General features: G+C 40.2%; 28 protein-coding genes. 10 read left to right on the plus strand and 18 right to left on the minus strand.

Translation table 11 applies throughout. The features are described from left to right. Position 1: 1 nt before the first annotated feature. From fabZ to J3L16_RS00240, 14 genes are all read right to left on the minus strand, one after another. A complete protein-coding gene (gene fabZ / locus J3L16_RS00180) occupies positions 2-451 on the minus strand; it encodes a 3-hydroxyacyl-ACP dehydratase FabZ (protein WP_207610851.1) in 450 nt (149 codons plus the stop codon). A 141-nt stretch (positions 452-592) separates the two neighbouring features. After that, positions 593-1,102 (minus strand): OmpH family outer membrane protein, encoded by a 510-nt coding sequence (locus J3L16_RS00185; RefSeq protein ID WP_207610852.1) that lies wholly within the window; start codon positions 1,100-1,102, stop codon positions 593-595. Between the two features lie 27 nt (positions 1,103-1,129). Next, a complete protein-coding gene (gene bamA, locus J3L16_RS00190; RefSeq protein ID WP_207610853.1) occupies positions 1,130-3,601 on the minus strand; it encodes an outer membrane protein assembly factor BamA in 2,472 nt (823 codons plus the stop codon). A gap of 57 nt (positions 3,602-3,658) precedes the next feature. Continuing rightward, the gene (gene rseP / locus J3L16_RS00195; RefSeq protein WP_207610854.1) at positions 3,659-4,996 is read right to left on the minus strand and encodes a sigma E protease regulator RseP; all 1,338 of its coding nucleotides are present in this window, start codon (positions 4,994-4,996) and stop codon (positions 3,659-3,661) included. Next, on the minus strand, positions 4,989-6,191 hold the full coding sequence (gene ispC / locus J3L16_RS00200) for a 1-deoxy-D-xylulose-5-phosphate reductoisomerase (protein WP_242698572.1): 1,203 nt from the start codon (positions 6,189-6,191) through the stop codon (positions 4,989-4,991). Before ispC ends, rseP begins: the two co-directional genes overlap by 8 nt. A 2-nt stretch (positions 6,192-6,193) precedes the next feature. After that, positions 6,194-7,063 carry a phosphatidate cytidylyltransferase gene (locus J3L16_RS00205; protein WP_207610856.1) on the minus strand — a complete coding sequence of 290 codons (870 nt, stop codon included), beginning with the start codon at positions 7,061-7,063 and terminating at the stop codon, positions 6,194-6,196. A gap of 6 nt (positions 7,064-7,069) precedes the next feature. After that, the gene (gene uppS / locus J3L16_RS00210; protein WP_207610857.1) at positions 7,070-7,840 is read right to left on the minus strand and encodes a polyprenyl diphosphate synthase; all 771 of its coding nucleotides are present in this window, start codon (positions 7,838-7,840) and stop codon (positions 7,070-7,072) included. Between the two features lie 6 nt (positions 7,841-7,846). After that, a complete protein-coding gene (gene frr / locus J3L16_RS00215) occupies positions 7,847-8,404 on the minus strand; it encodes a ribosome recycling factor (protein ID WP_207610858.1) in 558 nt (185 codons plus the stop codon). A 15-nt stretch (positions 8,405-8,419) separates the two neighbouring features. Continuing rightward, positions 8,420-9,157 (minus strand): UMP kinase, encoded by a 738-nt coding sequence (gene pyrH, locus J3L16_RS00220; protein ID WP_207610859.1) that lies wholly within the window; start codon positions 9,155-9,157, stop codon positions 8,420-8,422. 115 nt (positions 9,158-9,272) lie between these two features. Then, positions 9,273-10,145: a translation elongation factor Ts gene (tsf, locus tag J3L16_RS00225; RefSeq protein WP_207610860.1), complete on the minus strand. Its 873-nt coding sequence runs from the start codon at positions 10,143-10,145 to the stop codon at positions 9,273-9,275. 28 nt (positions 10,146-10,173) lie between these two features. Next, positions 10,174-10,905 (minus strand): 30S ribosomal protein S2, encoded by a 732-nt coding sequence (gene rpsB / locus J3L16_RS00230; RefSeq protein ID WP_207610861.1) that lies wholly within the window; start codon positions 10,903-10,905, stop codon positions 10,174-10,176. A 265-nt stretch (positions 10,906-11,170) separates the two neighbouring features. Beyond that, on the minus strand, positions 11,171-11,299 hold the full coding sequence (locus tag J3L16_RS16370) for a hypothetical protein (RefSeq protein WP_278252725.1): 129 nt from the start codon (positions 11,297-11,299) through the stop codon (positions 11,171-11,173). A gap of 126 nt (positions 11,300-11,425) precedes the next feature. After that, on the minus strand, positions 11,426-11,890 hold the full coding sequence (locus J3L16_RS00235; RefSeq protein WP_207610862.1) for a hypothetical protein: 465 nt from the start codon (positions 11,888-11,890) through the stop codon (positions 11,426-11,428). A 124-nt stretch (positions 11,891-12,014) separates the two neighbouring features. Continuing rightward, the gene (locus J3L16_RS00240; protein ID WP_207610863.1) at positions 12,015-13,721 is read right to left on the minus strand and encodes a hypothetical protein; all 1,707 of its coding nucleotides are present in this window, start codon (positions 13,719-13,721) and stop codon (positions 12,015-12,017) included. 383 nt (positions 13,722-14,104) lie between these two features. Here J3L16_RS00240 and J3L16_RS00245 point away from each other — a divergent pair, with 383 nt between their 5' ends. The 6 genes from J3L16_RS00245 (at position 14,105) to dapD (ending at position 20,928) form a co-directional block, all read left to right on the plus strand. Next, the gene (locus tag J3L16_RS00245; protein ID WP_207610864.1) at positions 14,105-14,260 is read left to right on the plus strand and encodes a hypothetical protein; all 156 of its coding nucleotides are present in this window, start codon (positions 14,105-14,107) and stop codon (positions 14,258-14,260) included. 140 nt (positions 14,261-14,400) lie between these two features. After that, the gene (gene yegD, locus J3L16_RS00250; RefSeq protein ID WP_207610865.1) at positions 14,401-15,807 is read left to right on the plus strand and encodes a molecular chaperone; all 1,407 of its coding nucleotides are present in this window, start codon (positions 14,401-14,403) and stop codon (positions 15,805-15,807) included. A 109-nt stretch (positions 15,808-15,916) separates the two neighbouring features. Continuing rightward, positions 15,917-16,528: a flavin reductase family protein gene (locus J3L16_RS00255; protein ID WP_207610866.1), complete on the plus strand. Its 612-nt coding sequence runs from the start codon at positions 15,917-15,919 to the stop codon at positions 16,526-16,528. A gap of 118 nt (positions 16,529-16,646) precedes the next feature. Beyond that, positions 16,647-17,441 carry a type I methionyl aminopeptidase gene (gene map, locus J3L16_RS00260; RefSeq protein ID WP_207610867.1) on the plus strand — a complete coding sequence of 265 codons (795 nt, stop codon included), beginning with the start codon at positions 16,647-16,649 and terminating at the stop codon, positions 17,439-17,441. A gap of 26 nt (positions 17,442-17,467) precedes the next feature. Continuing rightward, positions 17,468-20,107, plus strand: a complete 2,640-nt coding sequence (gene glnD / locus J3L16_RS00265; protein ID WP_207610868.1) for a [protein-PII] uridylyltransferase — start codon at positions 17,468-17,470, stop codon at positions 20,105-20,107. Further along, on the plus strand, positions 20,104-20,928 hold the full coding sequence (gene dapD, locus J3L16_RS00270; protein WP_207610869.1) for a 2,3,4,5-tetrahydropyridine-2,6-dicarboxylate N-succinyltransferase: 825 nt from the start codon (positions 20,104-20,106) through the stop codon (positions 20,926-20,928). Before glnD ends, dapD begins: the two co-directional genes overlap by 4 nt. A 55-nt stretch (positions 20,929-20,983) precedes the next feature. On the opposite strand, the gene J3L16_RS00275 is transcribed toward dapD, so the two are convergent. Next, positions 20,984-21,427 carry a flavodoxin domain-containing protein gene (locus J3L16_RS00275; protein WP_207610870.1) on the minus strand — a complete coding sequence of 148 codons (444 nt, stop codon included), beginning with the start codon at positions 21,425-21,427 and terminating at the stop codon, positions 20,984-20,986. 2 nt (positions 21,428-21,429) lie between these two features. Continuing rightward, the gene (locus J3L16_RS00280) at positions 21,430-22,176 is read right to left on the minus strand and encodes a pseudouridine synthase (protein ID WP_242698573.1); all 747 of its coding nucleotides are present in this window, start codon (positions 22,174-22,176) and stop codon (positions 21,430-21,432) included. A 34-nt stretch (positions 22,177-22,210) separates the two neighbouring features. Here J3L16_RS00280 and J3L16_RS00285 point away from each other — a divergent pair, with 34 nt between their 5' ends. After that, on the plus strand, positions 22,211-23,209 hold the full coding sequence (locus J3L16_RS00285; RefSeq protein WP_207610872.1) for a DUF3549 family protein: 999 nt from the start codon (positions 22,211-22,213) through the stop codon (positions 23,207-23,209). After that, positions 23,206-23,511 (plus strand): DUF3301 domain-containing protein, encoded by a 306-nt coding sequence (locus J3L16_RS00290; protein ID WP_207610873.1) that lies wholly within the window; start codon positions 23,206-23,208, stop codon positions 23,509-23,511. Before J3L16_RS00285 ends, J3L16_RS00290 begins: the two co-directional genes overlap by 4 nt. A 593-nt stretch (positions 23,512-24,104) precedes the next feature. On the opposite strand, the gene J3L16_RS00295 is transcribed toward J3L16_RS00290, so the two are convergent. Further along, positions 24,105-24,467 carry a DUF3192 domain-containing protein gene (locus J3L16_RS00295; RefSeq protein WP_207610874.1) on the minus strand — a complete coding sequence of 121 codons (363 nt, stop codon included), beginning with the start codon at positions 24,465-24,467 and terminating at the stop codon, positions 24,105-24,107. Positions 24,468-24,651: 184 nt separating this feature from the next. On the opposite strand from J3L16_RS00295, the gene J3L16_RS00300 reads away from it, so the two are divergent. Next, positions 24,652-24,981 carry a hypothetical protein gene (locus tag J3L16_RS00300; RefSeq protein ID WP_207610875.1) on the plus strand — a complete coding sequence of 110 codons (330 nt, stop codon included), beginning with the start codon at positions 24,652-24,654 and terminating at the stop codon, positions 24,979-24,981. Here the strand turns inward: J3L16_RS00300 and syd are convergent. Further along, entirely contained in the window at positions 24,956-25,492 is a 537-nt protein-coding gene (gene syd / locus J3L16_RS00305) for a SecY-interacting protein (protein WP_207610876.1), read from the minus strand. The genes J3L16_RS00300 and syd overlap by 26 nt on opposite strands. 56 nt (positions 25,493-25,548) lie before the next feature. On the opposite strand from syd, the gene queF reads away from it, so the two are divergent. After that, on the plus strand, positions 25,549-26,394 hold the full coding sequence (gene queF / locus J3L16_RS00310) for an NADPH-dependent 7-cyano-7-deazaguanine reductase QueF (RefSeq protein WP_207610877.1): 846 nt from the start codon (positions 25,549-25,551) through the stop codon (positions 26,392-26,394). Positions 26,395-26,403 lie beyond the last annotated feature (9 nt).

Here is a 26,403-nt window from a genome sequence, read left to right on the forward strand (position 1 = left end):
ACTAAATTTTCTCTTTCATCGCGCACATAAATTCACCAGAGCAGGCTTCTTCCCCATCAACACTGCACACACCTGAGAACTTCCAAATACCTCTTCGTTCTTTAATGAGTGTAATTTCCATATCTAGTCTGTCTCCAGGTACAACTGGACGCTTAAATCGCGCTTTATCAACACCTGCGTATAAATATAGACCATCATTTCGATTAATCGTTTTAAATCCCAGAATACCTGCAGCTTGTGCCATAGCTTCGAGAATCAAAACGCCAGGGAAGATAGGCTGCCCAGGAAAGTGGCCAGTAAAGCAAGGCTCATTGAACGTAATGTTTTTATAGGCCTTCAGTGACTTGCCAATCTCAAAATGAGTGACTCTGTCTACTAATAAAAAAGGGTATCGGTGTGGTAATACATCCAATATTTCTTGAATTTCAATTGTGGTAAGTGTATCGGTCAAGCGTCTCTCCATTGCCTTACGCGTCTAGCAAAACGAAATTTGCCGCTAGTAAAAAAAATACTGGCGGCAAACATACGCGTTTATGATCCAAAAACAAATCAGACCAACGGCGTTACAGTAAAATAAAATAATTACCGTGGTTTATTTATTTAATTGTTCTAGTACTTGTTTAGAAATATCGTGATTGTCTTTCACAAATACCGCTGCACCTGCATTCAATACAATATCATAATTTTCTTTTTCGGAAACAGCATCAATTGACTGACTAATAAGAGCTAAAAGCTTATTTTGTTCTTCTTGGCTACGTCGCTGTATATTTTGCTCTAAAGGCTGTGCTTTTTCTGACAACTGACGACGTACATCTAAGATTTTATCTTGGATTTCTTTCTTTTCAGCTTCGTTCATCGTCGCTGCGTCACGTTGTAAACGCTCTGCATAAAACTGCCCGTCTTTTTGTAACTGTTGAACTTCTTCAATTTGAGTTTTAAATTCTGCTTGAATAGCTGCAGAAATTTCAGCTGCTTGAGGCAAAGCTTGAAATATTCCTTGTACATCTACAATTGCTATTTTTTGTTCAGCAAAAGCTGGTGCTGCAAGTAAGCTGCTTCCTAGTATTGCGGAAGCAATAAATGTTCTTGATACGTTTTTCAAAAGTAACTCCTATCTTATAAATTCCAATTAGAACGTTTGCCCGATATTAAATGTAAAGAATCGCGCGTCATCTCCTGGACGGTCTTTTAATGCAGTAGAGAAACTAAACTGCAGCGGCCCAAAGGCTGATAGCCATTGCACCGAAATTCCTGCTGAAGCACGATACAGGGTAAAGTCAGAATAATCTAGTAACTGATCTTCTGAAACATTCGTTAATTGAGAAATTTCGGCAAAATCAAATTCTGTATCCCATACGTTTCCTACATCAAGGAATACACTGGTGCGAACCGTGTTATCGAGTTCAGCTGACACAAATGGCGTGGGTACGATTAATTCAACGCCACCTACGGCAATTGCATTTCCACCTAAACTACGCTGAGACAATTGAATTGCATCTGTTCCATTAGAACCAGGAATAATTATACCATCAGGCCCAGTTATCGCACCGGATGCAAAACGTTGTACCCCTCTAGGTCCAACTGTGTTGTTTTCAAAACCACGTAAGGTATCTGTACCACCCGCAGTAAAGTTTTCATTAAACGGTAAGACTTGCTCAATGCCATTCTCACTTCCATATCCATTACCGTAACCTAAGCGAAGACGAGCTAAAACGGTCCAACGCTGATTTCTAGTCAATGGGAAATAGAATTTAGAATCCAAAACGGCTTTAAAGTAATTAACATCTGAATTTGGTGTGGTAACACTAAAAGAAGCACTTTGAGATGAGCCCGCAGTAGGGAATACACCTCTGTTTAACGTTACCCGAGACCATGCAACCGTTGCCAAGAAGCTATCATAATTAATTGCCGCATCTGGGTCGTCTTCATCAACAAATTGTTCAAAGAAACGGTCTGTTTGAATAAATTGAGTTCGGTTTCTTAGTTCAGTCGCAGCATAAGATAAACCAAAGCTAATTCGATTGAACTCGTCTATAGGGTAACCAATAGTCGCCCCTGCAGAAAAACTGGTAGAATCAAATTGAATAACACCGAAGCTACCACCATCAAACTTACTGTAACTAATAGAACCACCTAAACTAATACCGTCGATGGTAAAATAAGGGTCGGTATAAGACAGCTGAATTGATTGTTGAAACGACACAGTATTAATGTTTAATCCAACACGCTTACCTGTACCAAGGAAGTTATCTTGTTGAATACCTGCATTTAAACTTAAACCCGTTCTGTCACCAAAACCCACACCCGCATTAAACGAACCCGCCGGTTGCTCTGTAACATTAAAATTCACATCAACTTGGTCTTCTTTGCCAGGGATCCTCACCGTATCAAATTCAACGTTTTCCATGTAGGTCAAACGAGAAAGCTGGTTTTTAGAAGACTCTAAAGAATTATTCGACAACCATGCACCTTCAAGTTGAGATACATTTTGACGCAATACTTTATCAGCAGTGACCTTGTTTCCAGAAAAGTTGATACGCCTTACATAAATACGTTTTCCAGGCTCTACAGACAAGGTTAGCTTAACAGTTTTATCTTCATCGTTAATTTCAGGAATGGTTGTTACCGTAGGGTAAGCGTAACCAAAACGCCCCAAGTATCGGCTGATAAAATCTTCTGTATAAGTCACTTCAGCCTGATTATAAAGCTCGCCTTTAGTTAGAGGTAAAACTCGGCGAATGTAATCTTCATTACCCAGTAAATCACCAATAACCTCTACGTCTGAAATAGTATATTGTTCGCCCTCATTTACATTTAGCGCAATGTAAATACCAGTACGCTCTGGGGTAACTGAAACTTGAGTGGAGTCCAGAGCGAAACGCAAGTAACCGCGATCTAGGTAGTAACTTCGCAGCGTTTCAACGTCACCGTTTAATGTTTGTTGCTGGTAACGCGTTTCACTAAAGAAGTTCCACCACGGCTTTTTGAATTGCAACTCAAATTGGCTAAGGAGTTCTTCATCAGAAAACTTCTCGTTACCAACAATATTAATTTGATCAATTTTAGCCGCATCACCTTCTTCAAAAAGAAGTTTAAGGTCAACCCTATTTCGAGGTAGTGGCGTTACTATTGCAGTAACATTAGCATTGTATTTACCAATACTGTAGAAAAAGTCTTTAAGGCCGTTTTCAATTGACGTCAGAACGGTTTTATCAAGAGGCTCGCCTATTTTGATGTTGTTACCATCTAGACTTTCTTGAAGCTGTTCGTCCTCGATATCATCATTGTCCTCAAACACAATGTTGCTGATAGTAGGACGCTCTTGAACTCGAATAATCAAGGTGTTTCCATCTCGCACTACTTGGATGTTTTCAAAGTGCGTGGAAGAGTATAAAGAACGAATTAATTGTGTGGTTCTAAAAGCATTTAACTCGTCGCCAACTTGTACAGGGATAAACGTGAGTGCAGCACCTAAGGCAACCCGTTGCAAACCTTCAACGCGGATGTCTTCAACTTTAAAATCGTATGGGTTATCGCTAGATTGTGCAAAGACGTTCGTTGAAAGCAAAAGTCCGATTGCTGCTGTTAATTTTAACTTCATTTATTTTTTTTCTTCCTGGACGCGTTTGCTATAAGCGCGAGTTTCATTTTGCCTATGTTACGACAACCTTGCTATATCGTTGAATATGGCGATGCCCATCATAGTAAATAAGATGACTGCACCTATACGAAAGCCTATTTCTTGAACTTCATCAGACACAGGCCTGCCTCTTAACCACTCAACAATAAAATACATCAAATGCCCCCCATCTAACATGGGTAAAGGCAACAAATTAACAATTCCCAAATTGACACTAATTAATGCCATAAACCCGAGAAAATACACTAAACCAAAATCAGCGCTCGTTCCTGCCCCTTGAGCAATGGAAATTGGGCCACTTAAGTTTTTAACCGATACATCGCCAAAAATAACCTTGCCAATCATATCCAGGCTAAAGGTCATTAAGCGCCACGTTTTCAAAACCGCGGCACCCGCTGAATCAAATATGCCATAGCGGTCAATGAACAACATATCTTCAGGCCAAGGATCTGTTTTAGGTCCAACGCCTAAATAACCTCGAGCACCCGACGACGTTTCTACACTGTCTAACGTCACGGAAAGTGTATTTAACTCTCCTTCTCGTTGTAATAACACAGCAATAGTTTCGCCCGGCTTAGTTGATAGCGCTGTAACCCAATCTTGCCAGATCGCTATCTTATCATTATTTAGCGCAATTAAAACGTCACCTTGTAGGATACCTGCTTTTGCCGCTGGACTATCAGGTGCTACTTGTGCAATTTCAGTATACGCTTTAGGGCTAAAAGGCACTATGCCTAAGCTTCTCAAAGAAGAGTCTTTTTCTGGGTCAAAGTTCCAATTTTGTAGATTTAATTGATACTTTTTCCTTGTCGTTTCAACGAAAAGACGGTCATCGCCAATAGACGCGACCAACTCCAAATTAGCACTGTTCCAATCTTTAATACTGTGATTATTAATTGCAATAATTTCTTCGTTAGGCTGTAACTCAGCTTGAGCGGCTATAGAATCGGGTAAAATATTACCAATAACCGGTTTGACGCTTTGCACACCAATTAAAAACATAAAGTAAAGAACGAAAATGGCGAAAATAAAGTTGATACCAGGGCCGGCCGCAATGATCGCCATGCGTTGATAGACAGACTTGTTATCAAAGGTTTGGTCTAACTGTGAGGAAGGCACATCATCAATACGTCCGTCTAGCATTCGCACGTATCCGCCTAGCGGAATAGCCGCAATAACATATTCGGTGCCGCTTTTAGATAGCTTACGCCAAATCGGTTTACCAAAACCAATAGAAAAGCGCGTGACAAACACACCACACTTACGGGCAACATAGAAATGTCCCCATTCATGCACAGCAACAAGAATGCCCAGCAAGACGATGAATGACGCTAAGTTCCAAAAAAAATCAAACACCTTGTTGTATCTCTTCTACGATTTTCCTAGCAATCATTCTTGCTCCGTTATCTTGTTCTAACACACTTTCGAGTGAGTAAACCTCTGAGGGTTCAATTCGATGTAAGGTTTCTTTATTAATTTTTTCAATTTCTGTGAACCCTATACGTTTGTTAAGAAACGCTTCAACTGCTATTTCATTGGCTGCATTGAGTGCTGTTGTTGCGCTTTGCCCTTCTCTTTCCGCTTCAATAGCTAAATACAAATTAGGGTAACGCGCCTTACAGGGTTTAGAAAAGGTAAATGCAGAAAGAGACATAAAATCTAACGGTTCAACACCGGCTTGAATTCTTTCTGGAAAGGTTAAACCGTGGGCGATGGGTGTGCGCATGTCAGGATTTCCCATCTGAGCTATAACTGATCCGTCAATATAGCGTACCATCGAATGGATAATGCTTTGAGGGTGAAGCACTATTTCAATATCAGCGCCCTGTACACCAAACAACCGACACGCTTCAATGAATTCTAGGCCTTTATTCATCATAGTTGCAGAATCAACCGAGATTTTTTGTCCCATGGACCAATTCGGGTGGTCACACGCCTGCTCTACTGAAATTAAACTAAAAGACGTTAAATCACGCTCTCTAAATGGGCCTCCAGAGCCAGTTAGCAAAATACTGCTTATCCCAGAGTCACTTAAATTTCCGTATTGATAATCGTGAGGTAAGCATTGAAATATTGCGTTATGTTCGCTATCAATAGGTAAAATAGTCGCATTGTTTTGGTTAGCTATGTCAATTAATAATTGACCAGACATCACCAGCGATTCTTTATTGGCTAAGAGTATTTTTTTACCCGCTTTAGCAGCAGCGAGCGTTGGTTTTAAACCTGCAGCCCCGACAATAGCAGCCATCACTATGTCCACTTCAGGTGCACTTGAAACACTCTCCAATGCATCTTGGCCGCAGAGTATTTCAGCATCGACGTTTAAATCTGAAGCAATTGCTTTTGCCTCTGCGTAGTCTTCTTCTTTCGCTAACACTACGTATCGGCTTCCACATGCTTTTGCTTGTTGCATCAGCAGTTTGACTTGAGAACATCCAGTAATCGCAAATACTCGAAAACGCTCAGAATGGCGACTAACAACGTCGAGGGTGCTTTTACCAATAGAGCCCGTCGCACCTAATACAGTAATCGTTTGAACTAATTGTTCCAAGTTTACGCCATCCACATTACGTAGCAAAATGCGAACACAGGAAATGCTGCAGTTAAACTGTCTACTCTATCTAGCACACCACCATGACCTGGTAGTAACTTTCCACTGTCTTTTATTCCAGCGCAGCGTTTAAACATACTTTCATTCAAATCGCCCAATGCACTGACTGCAACAGTAACTGCCCCAATAGTGAGATGCAGCCAAATTCTCGATGGGTCTACTTGGTAATGAAGCGCGGCAAACGCAATAATTGCTGTAGACGCCATAACACCGCCAGCCAAGCCTTCAATGGTTTTGCCAGGTGATACATTAGGTCTAAGTTTATGTTTGCCAAATTTAACACCGACGAAAAACGCACCGATATCCGCGGCCCATACAATTCCCAGCACATAGAAAATCAGTGACGCGCCATAGAAAGGGTCAACAGCATATAGGCTATTTCGCAGTGCAATAACTGCAACCCAAGTAGGAATAAGAGTTAACACGCCAAATCCGCCACGAGCGACCCAGCTTTTACACCAAAAACCAATATACTTGGGGTAGGCAATGATCATGCTTAATGAAATACACCACCATACACAAGCCAAACCTAAAATAATTGTATAAAGCGAAATGAGCTGACCTTGCTGCCAAATATCATCGATTGGTACTGTGACAATAAGCAAAACACATAAACTAAATACACCGAGCATATAGCCAATTTTGTGAATGCGATTGCTGATGCCTGAAAGACTCGCCCATTCATAAGCACCAATTGCAACAACGCCGGCTACTGCCCATTCAAATGCATATAATGGTAAAAATAGAATAGCGATTAAAACCGACGGCGCAAGAATTAAGGCAGTAATTATCCGCTTTTTCAAACTACTCATAGCACCTTAATCCTGCGACTCATTGGTTACCTGTTCGCCGGTTAAGCCAAACCTGCGTTGGCGACTAGTGAAGCATGCTGTTGCTTTATCAAATTCTGCTTCGTCAAAGTCTGGCCACAGGGTTTGTGAAAAATATAATTCTGCGTAAGCGCACTGCCATAGTAAAAAGTTACTGATACGATGTTCCCCACCAGTACGAATTAACAAGTCTAATTCTGGTAAGCCTTCCGTAGACACATGTTTAGAGAAAAGCTCTTCTGTAATTTCGTGAGGGCTAATGGTTTTATCAGATACGTCTGCAACAATAGATTTACAGGCATTCACTATATCCCATCGCCCACCGTAATTAGCTGCTATATTCAGTACCAGATCTGAATTTTCAGCAGTTAATGCTTCTGCCTTTTCAATTTTAGCAACTAACTTATCATCGAATTTAGAGGTGTCGCCAATCACTTTCAGCCTCACCCCATTTTTTTTCATGCGTTTCACTTCACTGTTCAGTACAAGGCTAAACAAGTCCATTAACACGCCAACTTCTTCTTCAGGACGATTCCAATTTTCACTGCTAAAAGCAAATAAGGTTAACGATTGTATTCCATTAGTACGGGCGTAACGCACTGAGGCTCTCACCGCGTCAACACCCGCTTTGTGGCCAAATGTCCGCAACTTACCTTTTTGTTGAGCCCAGCGACCATTTCCATCCATAATAATGGCTACGTGCTTAGGCATAACATCATTGTCGCTCACTTCGGGATTGTGCAAATCACTTTTAACCATAAATGACTAAACTTCCATTAACTCAGTCTCTTTATCACTTAATGTAGTGTCGACTTTTTTGATAAATCCATTGGTCAGCGTTTGAATATTTTCTTCTGCTGCGCGACTCTCGTCTTCACTTATTTCTTTTTCTTTAAGCAGTTCTTTGATATCGCTGTTGGCATCGCGACGTATATTGCGAATCGCTACACGGCCTTGTTCAGCTTCATTTCTAACTACTTTAATAAGATCTTTTCTACGCTCTTCTGTAAGCGGTGGTAAAGGTATGCGAATAGCAGTGCCTGCGCTCATAGGGTTAAGCCCAAGGTCCGACTGCATAATCGCTTTTTCTACTGCTGCAGATACGCTCTTATCAAAAACAGTTAATGCCAATGTTCTGCTGTCTTCAGCGATAACATTTGCGACTTGCTTAAGTGGTGTATCTGAACCGTAATAAGGCACCATAATGCCGTCAAGTAAACTAGGGTGTGCACGCCCGGTGCGAATTTTACTCAATTGGCTTTTAAGGGCACTAATGCTTTTTTCCATGCGCTCTTGCGCATCTTTTTCTATTTCGTCAATCACAGTTAATATCCTGTTTTAATTGGTAAAGTTCTCAGCGTGATCAATAAGGGTGCCTTCATCTTCGCCTAAAATAACACGTTTCAAGCACCCTGGCTTATTCATGTTAAACACGCGAATAGGCAAACTATGATCTCTCGCTAAAGTGAAGGCTGATAAATCCATCACTTTCAATTCTTTTTCTAATACTTCTTGGTAGGACAACTCGCTATACAGTGTGGCTTCAGGGTTTTTGACTGGGTCATCACTGTACACACCGTCTACCTTAGTCGCTTTAAGTACTGCATCGGCTTCAATTTCTACGCCTCGTAAACACGCTGCTGAGTCTGTGGTGAAAAACGGATTCCCAGTACCCGCAGAGAAAATAACAACTCGGCCTGATTTTAACAAACTAATTGCTTCGGCCCAATTGTATGCATCGCACACACCATTTAGAGGAATGGCAGACATAAGCCGAGCATTCACAAAAGCTCGGTGTAGCGCATCACGCATGGCCAAACCATTCATAACAGTTGCAAGCATTCCCATGTGGTCGCCTACAACGCGATTCATGCCTGCTTTTGCAAGACCTTCTCCACGAAACAAGTTACCGCCACCGATAACTAAGCCCACTTGAACGCCCATTTCAATAATATCTTTGATTTCTTGCGCCATGCGGTCGAGTACTTTGGGATCGATACCGAACCCTTCGTCTCCCATTAGAGCTTCACCACTCAGTTTGAGAAGAATACGGCGGTAGGCTGATTTGGGTGTCATATGTACTTTCCTTTATTATCGTTAAGGTGTTGGACGTTTAGCTATAAAAAAGCACCTTCGAAGAGGTGCTTTAGTGTAACGAACTATTGACTATCACAAAAGGATATCGCGAGATTTATTTCTTCGCAGCTTCCATTTGCGCAGCAACTTCTGCTGCAAAATCTTCAGATTTCTTCTCGATGCCTTCGCCAACTTCAAAACGTACGAAGTTAACTACATCAGCGCCTTTACTTTTCAGTAAGTCACCAACAGATGTTGAAGGATCTTTAACAAAAGGCTGTCCAGTTAGGCTGATTTCGCCAGTGAATTTCTTCATGCGGCCAACAACCATTTTCTCTGCAATTTCAGCTGGCTTACCAGACTGGATTGCAATTTCTACTTGGATAGCTTTTTCTTTTTCAACAACTTCAGCTGGAACTTCTTCAGGCTTAACGAATTGTGGGCTAGCAGCAGCAACATGCATTGCAACGTCTTTTGCTAACTCTTCGTCACCGCCATTTAGAATAGCGATTACACCAATACGTCCACCGTGTACATAAGCACCAAGATTGTCACCGTCAACAGTAAGTACGCGACGAGGTGAAATGTTTTCACCAATTTTAGCAACTAAGGTATCACGAGCTTCAGCAACGGTAGCACCGTTTAAATCAGCAGCATTAAGTGCATCAATATCGTTTAGATTATTCGCAGCGGCAACGTCTAATAATTGGTTACCAAAGCTTAAAAAACCTTCATCACGTGCAACGAAATCAGTTTCACAGTTAAGCTCAAGCATTGTCGCTTTGTTGCCACTAACTTTCGTCAAGATAACACCTTCAGCGGCAATACGGCCCGCTTTTTTGGCTGCTTTAGCTTGACCTGATTTGCGCATATTCTCAATTGCTAACTCGATGTCACCATCAGTTTCAACTAAGGCTTTTTTACAATCTAACATTCCAGCGCCAGTGCGCTCACGTAACTCTTTTACGAGTGCAGCAGTTACTGCCATTTTAAACTTCCTCAATCAAATAATTAGATTATTCAGCAGCTTCAACGAAATCGTCTTGCTCTGCTTGTACTTCAATGTTGTTGTTACGACCTTCGTTTACTGCATTAGCAGCTGCATCTAAATACAACTGAACAGCACGGATCGCATCATCATTACCAGGAATGATGAAATCAACACCATCTGGGTTAGAGTTAGTATCAACAACACCAACTACAGGAATACCTAAGTTACGCGCTTCAGTTACAGCGATGTGTTCGTGATCTGCATCAACAACAAAAATACAGTCAGGTAATCCGCCCATATCTTTGATACCGCCTAAGCTGCTTTCAAGCTTAGTCATTTCACGTTGAAGCATAAGCGCTTCTTTCTTAGTAAGCTTTTCAAACGTACCGTCTTGGCTTTGTTGCTCAAGCTCTTTTAAACGTTTGATTGATTGACGTACTGTTTTCCAGTTAGTCAACATTCCGCCTAACCAGCGCTTGTTAACATAAAACTGGTCACACTTCTGTGCTGCATCTTTTACTGCATCACTTGCAGCACGCTTAGTTCCAACAAATAAGATTTTGCCTTTTTTAGACGCAACACCTGAAATGTAGTTAAGCGCACCGTTGAAAAGGGGTACGGTTTTTTCTAGGTTGATGATATGAACCTTGTTACGAGCACCAAAAATGTAAGGTTTCATTTTTGGGTTCCAGTAACGAGTTTGGTGACCAAAATGTACACCAGCTTTAAGCATGTCACGCATTGACACGTTCGCCATAATAATTTCCTCTTGGGGTTAGGCCTCCATATACCCCAAATATCGATTTCCCAGTGCAAATTCGTTGCAGCGGAAACACCCCGACATTCAGTTGTAGTATATGTGTGATTTAAATTAATTTACTCAAAAGAACACAATGTTCGATTTGAGCGCGCGCTTTATACCATGACTAGCGCACGCTTACAATGAAAAATAGAAAATAGAAGTGAGAAGTGTCTGAAATGGACTACCTATTTTTATAACGTTATTTAACATATAGGTTCGCTTAGTCAGACTCTTTCGGAATAAATGAAAGCAAAATAATGGCAAAGGTTACCAAAAAAGTAACCAAACTATTCACTCCACCAAATAACAATGTAGCAAAGACAACTGACACAACAGAGGGTAACGCCAAGAACACTATTCTTTTAAAACTAATGGCTAACCGGTACCTCTCTCCACAGGATTTGCACGACAATTTTTTTGAAAACATCGATTTAAAATAAGGTAATTTATGGTTACAACTAGGGCACTTCATGTTTCATTCCATTTCAAAATCAAAAGAATGTGCCGAAGAGTACTGTTCAAGCAACTCAATTGTCTGTGTTTTACTAATATCATACTCTCGAATATTGAGCTCGGGAAACATAGCTACACCTGTTTTACCCTTTTTAAATTGAAAATGTAGCTTTTGTAATCTTAAATCAAAAAATATACTGTCTAAATCGCACCAAGATGCAGTATGCGAAATATCTGGAGAGCCAAAAGAGATTGATGTATCAGACACAAACAATGTATGGTCTTCTGTTTGCTTTGCCTTCAATAGCCGTGTTGCTATCATTATAGGAACTAAAAATACTAATACAAAACTAAGAACTGCTTTTGATTTATATGTACCTATGCCATTCACTATAATGTCAACCACTACATAAGCTGACATTATAAAAATAATGCCCAAAACCACCATTTCCCATACCAATTGTTTATAAGATCTTTCAAATTTCATAACTAGTTCATTTCCAATATAATGAAGGCGCTCTTTATCAGAGCACTCATATTTTATCCAGGTAATCGCTAGTGGCAACTATGAATTCATTGAATTTTAAAATTCACACTGTGATTGTCAGTAGCTAAAATTTATTGAAGAAAGGCTTTGCATTGATGATAGTTATATCCTGACGCTTTCTTAGTTCTTGGAGGATCCAATACTTATGACCTGCGCCGTAAGTAATAACAAATCGCTTACCTTCTCCACTATGCTTGTTAAGTGCTTTATCAATATTTGCATAATGTGCTTCGTTAATTGTTTTCCAGCCACCCGTACCAAGATCGTCGTTAAAGTATTGCTGATACGGCCCGCCGTAACCGTCTTTAATAATCTCGTCATATTCATTGCTGTGTATAAAAAGCGGATCATCACCACCAGCTGCTTCCAATTTTTCCCCCATTAACTTTATACTTTGCTGATATTCTTTCCATTGTTCTGTTCTAGCGGGGTCTTTAGCGATGCGTGCAAGCGCCCCTCGACGAAAGTCATTCATGTGAGTATTCCAACCAGCGGTAGGAATAATGGTAAAATCCATATCATTGGTTCGCGGATATAACATCCCTACATACTCAGCAAAACGCTTAATTCTGACTTCGCGAATTTCCCCATATTTGGCCCAGTCAGCTTGTGCTTCATCGAATCTATTTGGTGGCATTTCAGTTAATACATAGTCTGGATTAATTGCACGAAATGCTTTATCTAACCTATCTAAACCATAGATTTCACTGGTATTGTGGCCACCGTGGATCAGACCTAAAACAATCACTTCGTTTTTCATTGTTGGTAAGGTTTTTTTAGGTGCTGCGGGCAAAGGAATAACACTCAATGTGTTGCTGATTTCATTCGTAACATACAAGGTTCGTTCTTTTATGCGCATTACAATAGGTTGCTTTCCTACAATAATGGAATCGATAACTTGCTCTTGAATTAAATCGATAACTGAAATTGTATCTCCTCCAGCATTGTTGACGTAAGCGTACTGACCATCAGGACCAGCAACAACACTAAAAGGCCGACTACCAATACCATCGGTTATTTCGTTAACAACTTTAAAACTTGCCGTGTTGATAAACACAACTCTGTTGTCACCGCCACACGCAACCATATAGCTGACTTCATCTAAGGTTAGAGCTCCGCCTTCAGGTTTGGAACACACAGGCACTATGGCTGCTAATTTGTCATTCAATAAGTCGTACACTGTCACTGTGCCGTCTGTTCTGTTAGGAATAAACGCAAGAACGCCATCAGAAGTAATGTGGGCAGGGTAAGGGTTTTTACCTGTTGAAATATGCTTTATAGCGTGTGTTTTTGTATCGATGAAACTAAGACGATCTGCAAATTCACTAGTAACACTGATAAGGTTAGTGTCAGAACCATATTTTCCCGAAAACAAACTGGGGCTTTCACCCACATCGTATGTATTAATAACCTCGCCTTCGTTATTAATGCGGCTAATCACCGTTCCTCTAAAGGCTGTCACTAACCAATCATTTTCAACTCTAATTAAATCTAATGGAACGCCTTTAATTGGAATGGTACGAATTTGTTTACCAAGCGTTAAATCAATAACACCAATATTGTCGCTACCTGCATTCGCAACATATGCCATATCGCCTTCAACGCGAATACCATGGGGCGCTTTTCCTAGTTGAATGGTTTGACTTACTTTAAACTGATAAGAAGAACTTTTTAGCGCATTATCTGCGCTGTTGTTCGAAGTTTGCGAACAACTCACTAATGCCATCAAACATACAACAGCGAATAGCGCTGACCTTAAAATTAAACGCATAGTATTCCTCAGTTTAGACAATCAATTTAACAATAAGAGCTAGATGATGTTGTACGGCATTATAGACAGGAGCAAAGGCAGTAAAATCAAAATCGTATTTACTCGATACGAGTGGAATATTGCACACATCAGAGTTAAAAATAAACTGTCAAACTGAATAAGCTTGTAGTGCTGTGTACGGAATTTTTTCCACTTATTACACAACCCCGATGTAAGGACTGAGTACCTATCCAATTATGTGTAACAGCCTTTACATTCCTACCTTCTGTACGGTATTCCCTTTCACTATTTTTGTTTAAGCTAGGTTTCGAATAAGGATGTTCTTATTTCAATCACGTTTTAGTTTTAAGGCGTGTTTATTAAAAATACAAAAGGAGCAAAATATGAAAGAACTAACGAATCAAGACAAAAAAACTATCAGTGGTGGCCTTCAATACACCAAGGCAGCACAACATGACTTATCATTTTTAAGACGACTTATCCCAAGCCCGCCACGCACACAACCTGTAGAGCCACCTAAGTTAATTAGCCCATTCTAATGAGAATATAGAAGAACATTCGCGAGTAGTTCCTGCCTATTCGCAAATGTTTAAATTTCTTCTATCCCGCATTTCCAATAGACGAGGAGTAGCTTAAAATACCTTGGAAATTTTTTGTCTATCTCCTAGGAAACCTCTCTATGTACGCTGGCCTCGATTTCGGCACATCAAACTGTTCTATTGGCACTATGGTCGAGAACGAACCCACACTTATACCCATAGACGGGGGGCGTACTCGGTTATCGTCCTGTCTTTTCATCGAACGTGAAGTGATTAAGCCTTTTGATGTGGCGAGATCTGACTTGATGAGTCGAGTAAGCACTCTCGACAGCGCACAAAACACCGAAACCTTAATCAGTATTGCCCGTAAGCAAATGCAAGCAGAACATAGAAACAAAGCAATTAGCTTTAAGCAAGCAGCTAGTATTGTTGATGCACTCAAATCAAACGGCGATGTTATTTTTGGTGAAGAAGCTGAGCTCACTCATATTGATGATCCCGAAAGTGGCTTTTATGTAAAATCGCCCAAGTCGTTTTTAGGCGCTGATATTAATAAAGACCAGCAAGTGGTGTTTACTCGTATAGTTGAAAAAATGCTGGCTCATATTAAGCAAGAAGCCGAATCAGTCAAAAACGAAGAATTAAATGACGTTGTTATTGGCAGGCCAGTTAATTTTCATGGCTTATTAGGAAATGACGGTAACGAACAAGCTTTAGCTATTATTGGGGAGGCTGCTCAAACCGTAGGTTTCAAGCATGTTGAGTTCTTGATGGAACCCGTTGCAGCAGCTTATGATTATGAGCGCCAATTAACAACCGATAAAATGGTACTTATTCTTGACCTCGGAGGGGGAACCACAGACTGCTCAGTGATAAAGCTTGGGCCTAGCTATTCTCACCTTGAGGACAGACAAAATTGTATATTAAGCCATACAGGTAGAAGAATTGGCGGGATTGATTTAGACAACAAACTGGCATTAATGCAGTTTATGCCTCATTTTGGTAAGGACGCTGTGTTTAAAACTGGCCTCCCCGTTCCAAGTACCTTGTTTAGGCAAGCGGTGTCCGTGAATGATGTTGGCGCGCAACGTGATTTTAACCTTGTGCGTACGGGTCGTGAAATTGAAGACTATTGCTTGCGTTCAAACGACACAAGACTAAGGCGACTTCAGCAATTAAGAGATGGCAAGTTCGGACTTCGTGTCAGTCGCAGTGCAGAACAAGCAAAAATAGATTTGTCTGATAACACCTTAGTTGATATCCCCATGGATTATATAGAATCAGGCTTTGATATTTCAGTGAGTCGCGACGCATTAGCAGAATCCATTGCAGATGAACTGAGCAAATTCGAAATGTTAATGCACGAAGCAATACAGCAAGCCGGCGTCCAGCCCGATGTGCTTTATGTAACAGGTGGTACCGCAATGTCTCCCGTAGTTCAACAATGGATAAATGGCGTTTTTCCAGGAATGCCTATTGTTGTCGGTGACCATTTTGGTAGTGTTACATCAGGGCTAGTAACTCAAGCCGCTCGCTTGTTTAAATAATGATGCGCATTAGAAGGGGTAATAAAGCCCCTTCTAACGTTAAAAATACATTGCCTAAAGCTGAAGAATAACAGATAGTTAGGTCTATTATTTTTTAAATAACGCTGCCATGAACCTAAACCTATCTAATTTTTCTAGCACTGACGTTTATCACTTAATGACTCAAACTATCATCCCTCGCCCTATTGCTTGGGTGCTAAGTGAAAACCAAGATAGTTCATTGAACTTAGCCCCTTTCTCCTATTTTAATGCCGTTTGTAGTGATCCCCCTTTAATGATGTTATCACTCACCCAAAAACCTAACGGTGAAACTAAAGACACAGTCACTAACTTAACTGTCGGGAATTATTGCGTTATTCATATTGCTCATGTAGGCCAAGCTCAAGACATAACGGCAACTGCAGCGAACCTCAACTATGGTCACAGCGAAGTCACTGAAAACAACATTCAACTAGTAGAACAAAAAAATTGGCCTTTGCCCCGTGTGGAAAATGCCCCTATTGCCTATTTGTGTAAAGTGCACAGCACAACAACTATAGGGAATACCTCACAGCAGCTTATATTTGTTGAAGCAAAAGAGCTATGGGTAGATAACAACGCCACCAAAGAAGAGAACGGACGAATTATAATCGACGCTAAAACAATTAACCCTCTAATTAGGTTGGGCGCGAATCAATACGCCGATTTGGGTACTGTCTTGAGTAAAGCTAGGCCAAAATAATTGGACACAGTTTATACTCGCACCTATACAAAAACACTCTAAATCGCTACCATATGCACCGTTTTGAGATTAACGAGCGGTAACGCTCTGGATTATACCAATAGGTATGGAGTAGGTTTTGGGCGCAATTATAAAAACGGTTGAAGAAATTGAAAAGATGCGAGTCGCAGGTAAACTGGCGGCAGACGTGCTGATGATGATTGGTGAGCACGTCAAAAAAGGCATAACAACCGACGAACTGAATACAATTTGCCATAATTACATTGTTGAACATCAGGACGCCATACCCGCCCCTTTAAATTATGGTCATCCACCTTTTCCAAAATCTATTTGTACATCAGTGAACCATGTTATCTGTCATGGTATTCCTTCTGATAAAAAACTAAAAGACGGCGACATTGTTAATATCGATGTAACTGTTATTAAAGATGGGTACCACGGCGACACATCGAAAATGTTTGTTGTTGGAAAACCCAGTATTCTTGCTGACCGTTTGATAAAAACTACCCAAGAATCACTCTATAAAGCGATAAAAATAGTGAAACCGGGAGTTCGCTTAGGCGATATCGGTCATATTATTCAAAAATTTGCAGAATCTCATGATTATTCCATTGTTCGCGAATACTGCGGTCATGGAATTGGTGCGACCTTTCACGAAGAACCTCAAGTTGTACACTACGGTACACCCAATACGGGCGATGTTCTTGAAGCTGGCATGTGTTTTACCATAGAGCCCATGATCAATGCAGGCAAAAGACATTCTAAAGTATTGCCCGACAACTGGACTGTAGTGACGAAAGACAGAAGCTTAAGTGCGCAATGGGAGCACACTTTATTAGTTACGGAAGACGGCGTGGAAATTTTAACCCTTCGCGACGAAGAAGATATCGATAGAATCATCCGTCATAACTAATCACCCCGACCCAATGAGTGCTTATATTGAACTTAGAATCTCTTGTAGACCAGGTATTACAACTCGATAGCATTAGTAACCTTGGGGAATGGAAATCCTTAGTATCAGATAGCTATCTATGGCTAAACGAAAATTTATGCTTACTTCCTATCGAAGACTTAGTGACAGGAAGGGCAAAGTTTGTCGATGCGCTTTTGCAACAAGCATGGCAAATTACCGGCCTTATCTCTGACGATAACGTAACTCTGTGCGCGGTAGGCGGATATGGAAGAGGTCACTTACAGCCCTACTCCGATATTGACCTTCTCATTGCCAGTAAAAAACGTTTAAGTAAAGGGTCTGAAGAGAAAGTGAGCCAGTTCATTACTTTTCTTTGGGATATACGTTTGGACATTGGCCAATCAGTTAGAACAATCAAAGAGTGTATTGCCTTAGCTAAAGATGACATTACTATAGCCACTAACTTAATAGAACTTCGCTTTCTTTCAGGAAGCCAACCTATATACGATGATTTGTGGCACAGGGTTAACAACAAACATCGCAGAAGTAGTAAAGATTTCTTTTTAGCTAAATACAAAGAACAAAAAGCACGCCATGCTAAATTTCATGGTACTGCGTACAACTTAGAACCAAACATTAAAGAAAACCCTGGCTGCTTACGAGACATTCAAACCATTGGCTGGGTTGCAAAGCAGCATTTCACTGAACTAGAAGGAACACAACTTGTTACCCAAGGCTATATGACTCAAGATGAGCATAGTGAATTGGTTGAGTGTAGAATGCACCTTTGGAAGATTCGCTGTGCATTGCACTTGGTCGCAGGTCGCAGTGAAAACCGACTATTATTTGATTATCAAACTGATGTTGCAGAAAAACTAGGCTATGGAAACGAAGGTAAAAAATCGGTAGAAACCATGATGCGTGGCTTCTTCCGTATAATCAGTCGTATTCATGAGTTGAACCTCATGCTTCTAGACCGTTTTCAAAGCGATATTCTCAATAAGAAAAAACGCGACATTTGTTATATTTCTACTGATTTTGAACGTGTTGATGGCCTTATTTCGCCAAGGCATGACAATGCATTTCCATCGCCTGAATCCCTACTCGATTTTTTACTCGTTATTGCCGACGCAGATAACATTGAGGGTTTAAGTGCAGATTGTATTCGCCAACTAAGGAATGCCAGACAAGCATTTCAGTCTGAGTATTATTGTGAAAGACCAGACTGCAGAGATAAATTCCTTGCCTTAATGAAGCATCCACACTTCTTTGATAAAGCATGGGACATTATGCATGAATACAAAATTATTCAGCATTATTTGCCGGCTTGGGATCAAATTGTAGGCATGATGCAATTTGATTTGTTCCACGCCTATACCGTTGATGAGCATACTCATCGCTTAGTAAAACACGTTAATGCCTATTTTAACCCTAACGATAACCGATTTCCTCGTTGTTCTCGTATTGTAAAAACAATGGAACACCCTGAAGTCTTGTATATGACAGCGATATTTCACGATATCGCAAAAGGAAGAAACGGCGACCATTCGGTATTAGGCGAGCAAGACGTTCGCGACTTCTGCCAAAGCCATCAAGTCAACAAAGAACACGAAGACATGATTGCTTGGCTGGTTAGAAATCACTTGTTGATGTCAGTCGTAGCACAGCGTCGTGATATATACGATCCAGAGGTTATTCATGAGTTTGCCTCGGCAGTAAAAAGTCAAAAACACCTAGACTTACTTTACACCTTAACGCTAGCTGACATTAGAGCCACCAATGACAACTTGTGGAATGATTGGAAAGGCTCCCTACTTCGCGAACTCTACTTGATGACCAAACAAGCGTTGGATAATGGTCTACGTTGCCAAGCGACATTAGATGAAAGAGTAAGTTTACATAAGTCCAAGGCGCTGGATTTACTCAATGAACACAACATAGAAATTAATGCAATCGAATCACACTGGGCACGCTTTAATCAAGACTACTTTAGCCGTTTTACGCCTGCGCAAATAGCATGGCATACTGAACAAATACTGAGCTGTCACGATTGCGACAATGATGCTTTGCTAGTCTCGGCGAATGAACACAGTGCAAAAGGCGGCACAGAGTTATTGGTATACGGCAAAGATAGGGTTGCGATGTTTGCGCAAATAGCTAGCGTTGTGGACAACGGTAACTGCTCTATCCATGATGCCTATATTACTGTGACCGACGACGGTTATGTATTCGACAGCCTATTAATTCTAGAGAATGATGGACAACGAGTAACGTCAAAAAGTCGCATTAACGAACTTGAAAAAGCCATAAAAGAACAAATAAATAAGCCAGGACGCTCGCACACCAATACACGCAGAATTTCACGACAAATGCGCCAATTGGATGTACCAATTAAAATTCGATTTTACTCTCGCGGTGACGAAGCGACCCTAGTAGAATTAGAAGCGCTTGATGCACCTGGAATGCTCGCAAAAGTAGGTCACGCATTGGTTGATTGCAACACAACGTTAAAGCTTGCAAAAATATCAACCATAGGTGAGCGAGCAGAAGATGTATTTATTGTTACAAATGCAAATGGGCAAGCACTAAGCCCTCAAGAACAGGTTGCTCTTAAGCAGCAATTGAAATTTAAACTCGAACAACTTGAAGATATCTCAAACTCATGAACGAACTACAAACGATTATAGAAAGTGCTTTTGAACAAAGAGCAAACATTACTCCTTCTAGCGCATCACCAGAAGTTGTTGATGCAGTAAACCAAGCTTTTGCAGCTTTAAATAGCGGAGCCGCTAGAGTTGCAGAGAAAATTGATGGTGAGTGGGTTGTTCATCAATGGCTTAAAAAAGCGGTTTTACTGTATTTTCGTCTGCACGACAATGCCATCATTGACGGTCAAGAAACTCAGTATTTTGACAAGGTACCCTTAAAATTCAGCGATTACACCGCAGAGCGTTTTGCTGAAGAAGGCATGCGTGTAGTACCACCTGCGACAGTAAGAACTGGCGTATTCGTAGGCAAAAATGTTGTATTAATGCCATCTTATGTGAATATCGGTGCTTACGTTGGCGAAGGCACTATGGTTGATACCTGGGCGACAGTAGGCTCATGTGCTCAAATCGGTAAAAATGTTCATTTATCTGGCGGTGTAGGCATTGGCGGTGTACTTGAACCTCTTCAAGCAAACCCAACTATTATTGAAGATAACTGTTTCATTGGCGCTCGAAGTGAAATTGTAGAAGGCGTTATCGTTGAAGAGGGCGCAGTTATTTCTATGGGCGTTTATATTGGTCAAAGTACCCGTATTTATGATCGTGAAACTGGCGAAATTCACTACGGTCGAGTGCCTGCGGGTTCAGTTGTTGTGCCTGGTACCCTGCCTTCATCTACCGGTGATTGTCAGTTATACGCGGCAATTATCGTGAAAAAAGTAGATGCTAAAACCCGTGGAAAAGTAGGTATTAACGAATTATTAAGAAGTGCTGAATAGTAGCAAATAAGAATGAAACTAGTTAAATCTTAACTAGTTTCATTCATTCCCTTTGTTATAACAAAGGAATTAACGTCTCTAGCCAAGTTGCTACATCAGCTTCTGGATCTAACGTTTCTAAATCATCCACTTCAAGTAACGGCACAAGAGCTTGCGCTTTTAGGCTTTCTAACAAATTAAATACGGTTTTTCCCGCGCCACAAAACGAATCTCCATAGCTACTGTCTCCCATAGCCACAATTGCAAAACGCTTTCCTTCAAATGAGGGGGTTTGCCCTTTGATATCGTCGATGACCCATTCCAAGTTAGGGGGTAAATCACCTTGCCCCGTTGTTGAAGACACGACCAAAATAACGTCGGCATCATTAAAGTCTTGAACGCTAGGTTCTTCAATAAGGCTTGCTTTAATGTCTTTAGACTCTAGGAAAGATTGCGCACTTTGCGCTACGTTTTGTGCATTTCCGTACACAGAACCATAAAAAATACTAATTGAAGGCATTGTCATTCCATCTGTAAATAGCAATTGTCGTCCAAACGAGACAAACAATCGCTAAAGTTAGGTGATAGTGGTGATGTTATCATAATGTTTGCCCCTGTTTTAGGGTGTTCAAACGCAAGTTTAGTACAAGTTAACAATAAATTCTTACACCCTAAGTGTTGTCTCGCAATCTTATTTTGAGCACCGTCGCCGTGGCTGGTATCACCGATTATAGGGTGGCGAATATGGGCTAAATGCCGTCTTAACTGATGTTTTCTGCCAGTGTGTAGCGATAAATCTATTAAACTGTATCGCGTGGTCGCATAGCGCTTAGTCGCTAAAGGCGCTTCATATTGGTTGCGCACTACATAAGAACTCATTGCCGTTTGCACAATATTCTCTTTTTTATTCGCTTCAGCTAATTTGTCAGCTTGATATTTCAAGCTGTAGTCTATATATCCATTACCGTGCAACCAGCCTCGAACGAGTGCTTTGTATTGCTTATGAACTCTATGCTCCCATACACTTTGCATTTGCGTCACAATGCCTGGGTATAGAGCGAATAGTAAAACGCCTGATGTCGGCCTATCAAGTCGATGTATAGGGTAAACATAGGTGCCTAAAGTGTCTCTCACATGCTGCACTGCAAAATCCGTTGCGTGGGGGTCGAGAGGGGAACGATGCACTAGTTGGCCGCTTGGCTTATTTATCGCTACTAACCATTCATCTTGATATAAAATATCAGCGGGTTGTTTTGATTCGATTTCCAATTTTATATTTACTCCTAAAGGAATAATCTTAACTATGGCACATAATACCATTGATTCGCTGTCAGAATTCTTACTACATGCAGGAACGGAATATTCGGTATACGACTTAAGTCGAGGAATCTATCAGTTAGAACCTCAAAGGTTTCTCAACATTGAAAACGGTATCGAACCTTGTCCCTCACCTCGACAAGGCAAAGCTTGGTTTGCCGTATCTTTTTCACAAAGTAAGAAAATACAAGACAGTGAACATTATCTTTGGTTTATTTGTTTACCCATTGATGAAGAAAGCAGAATAATTCCTGCATCGAGAAACCATTTTTTACAAACCATTATTGATGCATTAAAAGCCGACCCAGCACTGACTAAAGGGTTACCTAACAACCCTTATGTTTTTACTCCATCAGAAGTCCAACGTGGTCAATTAGTTGCAAAACTAAATGCTGTAGATAGCAACTCACATTTACACATTGATCCCGTATTAGCCTATGTTCGAAGTCCTGGAGCAATAGACTGGCAAAAACTCGTTACCCAAGATATTTATTATGCCGCAGCTTGTATTAATACCAATACGAACATCACTACTATCCTGATTAAACATTGGCATTTACTCGCCACTCAATTTAAAGTCACCTTACTTCAAGCGCTGGAAACTGAACAACTCAATGCACAATTGCAGCAATTTTTAATAGATGAGTTACAGAAAAATAAAGTTTTTGATGACGCCATTTTGTATTTACAAGCGCTCAGTTCACAAACAAAAGTTATCGACCTACAAGCGCTACTGGTGTCTATACTTACCGATAATACCAAGCTTAACGTGAACGTATTAACGCTAGTGGCAAGTCGGCATTACACACAGTTTACCCCTGCCGTATTACGGTTATTTTTAACTGCGTGTATTCATCTTGATGAACAAGGAAGCCACCAAGGAGAGCTATTTGCAGGCTTTTATAAAGATTTAGTAGCAATACCTGCATTAAGACAAGAAACAATACACTTTTTACGCGTTTTACAACAAAGAGAAGCACAGTGACATTACTTAATTTAGTTCTATTTTTTATTCTATTACTTGTTTGCATGCTGTTTTGGCAAAGTAGAGGCATAGCTGAAGCGGCTATGAAGCACGTAAAACAGTATTGTGATAAAAATGGGCTACAAGTCATTAGCGTTTCGCTGCAAAAAAGAAAAATAGCGTTAGTCCAAGGTAAACCTGGGTGGAATTCAACGTATCAATTTGAATTTTCTGGCAATAAAGAAGATACCTATACGGGTAATATAGTCTTACTCAACAAACACGCCAAACACATCGACGTGCCTGCTTACAAAGTAGAGTAGCGCAAACAAAAAACGATGGCATAAGCCATCGTTTTCGAAACGCAAATATCCTTTTCAAACATCCATGTGATACTTAGTGTCCTTACTCTGTATCGTCAAATCCTTATATCCATTTAAATGTGTTAATCCAGTAACACGTCCTTATCCTTTACTCCATTTATAGCAAAACATCCTGCTTTTGCATTGGCCATCCACGCCTTGTCCTTAACATCCTGTTTTATCCTTTCCATTTATCATTAAATCATTTAATGATGCATCATCAATGACGCAGTCCGTGTCATCCCTAACGGCTTCCTTAGCATGTCGTGTTTCCCTGTGACGCAGTCTATATTACTCAGTTCGACACACGGCGTAAGTTAAAAATATAGAAAAATGTGACAAAAAAAACATATCTAACTCGAAAAAAAATGATAAAAGCAAACTAATCAGTAACTTAAATAAAAATAGACTGAGAGGAAATTGTGAAGATTTATAGCATTTCCTACGCAAATGTAGGATATGTCTTACAAACGCTGAGGCAAATTTGATATATGAATAAGACGAAGAGAGGGAGCTTTGAATAAATTATCGACAACCCTCTCACAATAACACGTTTAAAGATTATTTAGCCCAAGCTCTCCCCATGCAGAAATCTGGTTATCAAGAAAGATAATAGGAGTGCATTCATCTTTCGTTGTTACTCCATCACTTTTTACTTTTTGTGTTCGGTAGTACAATACGCGAACAGCACCTTCATTAGTTTGCTTTAGTTCATCAAAATCAGCGACACCCATTTTTCGAGTCACACTTTCAAGTGAATCACCCAAATTCAAATTCGCTATATGATGGCGGTTATTTGTTTCTCTGTCTTCAGTATCAATACTGTATCCATGTTCATCGTCATCATGAACAGAAATAACACATCCAGACAACACTAACGGCGCACTCAAAGCACTAATTAATAATAACGTTTTCATTTTAATCCTTACTATAATAATTTTGTGTATATCGGTACAATGACAATCAAAAGACATGCCAAAACATAAACCACTGATAAATAAAGTGTTTTAAATCATGTAAATTGTATTTTGGCTAAAAACACTAATGAAATTAGTTAAATACACAAAGTGTTAGTAATTTTATTAAAATGAGTCGTTTACTATGCAAAACACACAAGATTTACTTAGGTTGTGCGAACAATTGTCAGCAAAAGGTTTAGCCCCGTCAGTGGCAATGTTAAGAGCAAAAGCCAGCGATACCCTCACGTTGCCACAAGCGATAAAAGTAATACAAAGATATAAGTCAGGGGAGCGAGCACAGGCAGTTGAAACTAAAAAGGATAATACTGAGCCTAAGCCTGATACAAGAAATAATTTGACACCAGAAGAACGGATCGAACAACTTGAAGAACAAAATAAACAGCTCAATGACAGGCTTCTAGCCATTGAGCACTGTCTTGCTGGGATTAGTCGACAACAAGACCCGAAATAAACTCAGGCAATGAATTTGCAAGCACTTTATGGGGTTCTCGCCCCACTTGCTCGAGTACAACTTGACCAAATTCATTATTCACACTCACTATTATATCATCTTCATCCGCTAGTCCTATAAATAGAGTCTCAGCTTGTTTTAAACGTCGTTTCATCAGCACGTGACCAATTAAGTTCTCTTGTAGAATAGCAAAGTCCTCTTCATTCCAAACTTGAAGTAACTCATAATTCTCACCGTTTGATCTAACAAACAAACTTTCGCTCCAGAAGGCTGTGTAGAATGCTTTTATATCAGAATGAAGCCTAATCTCTAAGCCTTCTTCTACATTGCTGAAGGATTGCTTTGGCTCTTGCACTTTAGGAGTCCAAATGACATTTTCGCCTTTCTGTATATTGGTATTATCAACACAAATAGATGGCCATTCAGGGTCATATTCTATTGTTCTTTTCGATTTAGAAGAGAGAGAAATAAATTTTTCTACAAACTCAGTCAGTGACTGGTGTACGTTCAAAGGATTTGCTCCTACAATAAAGTGGACGATTTTAAACAAATAATAACAATTTCTATATGACTAACACAGAGCAACCTAGCGACAACTCATTAAATTCCCTTTCGTTAGGGAAAATTACCGATTACAAAGACACCTATTCCCCTGAACTTTTGCAAGGCGTGCCCCGCACTCTAAGCAGAGAGCAAATTGGGCTAGAGTCTGATTTACCTTTTCAAGGTGTCGACCTTTGGAATGGTTATGAGGTGTCTTGGTTAAATAATAAAGGAAAACCTCAGGTTGCAATATTGCGCTGCTGGGTTCCCATAAATTCATACAACTTAATAGAATCAAAATCCTTTAAATTGTATTTAAATAGTTTGAATCAAAGTAAATTTACTGACTGGCAAACCTTAGAGTCTACATTATGCCAAGATCTATCCACTTGTGCTCAAGCTTCCGTTACAGTGACGCTTAACCCGTTAAACAGTGACTCAAACTTTAATGTGTACAATCCTAAAGGGGATTGCCTGGATGATCTGGATATAGAAATAGACACTTATTCACCCAATGCACAATTGTTATCTGCTAATACTTCTACTAAAGTAGAGGAATGTTTATATAGTGATCTATTAAAATCAAACTGCTTGATCACCCACCAACCTGATTGGGCGACACTGTATATTCGTTATAGCGGCAGTAAAATAAACCATGAAGGTTTACTAAAATATATTGTTTCGTTTCGTCAGCACAATGAGTTTCATGAACAATGCGTAGAACGAATATTTTGTGACATACTTAATAAGTGCAACCCTACTAAATTGACGGTTTATGCTAGGTATACTCGGCGCGGAGGGTTAGACATCAACCCGTTCCGTTCTAACTTTGAAACACTTGACGTAGATTTACGCCTTCCAAGACAGTGAGAGGTAGCA

Origin of the sequence: Alteromonas sp. 5E99-2 (assembly GCF_017368475.1) — a bacterium.
In the GTDB taxonomy this organism is placed as follows: Bacteria; Pseudomonadota; Gammaproteobacteria; order Enterobacterales; family Alteromonadaceae; genus Alteromonas_F.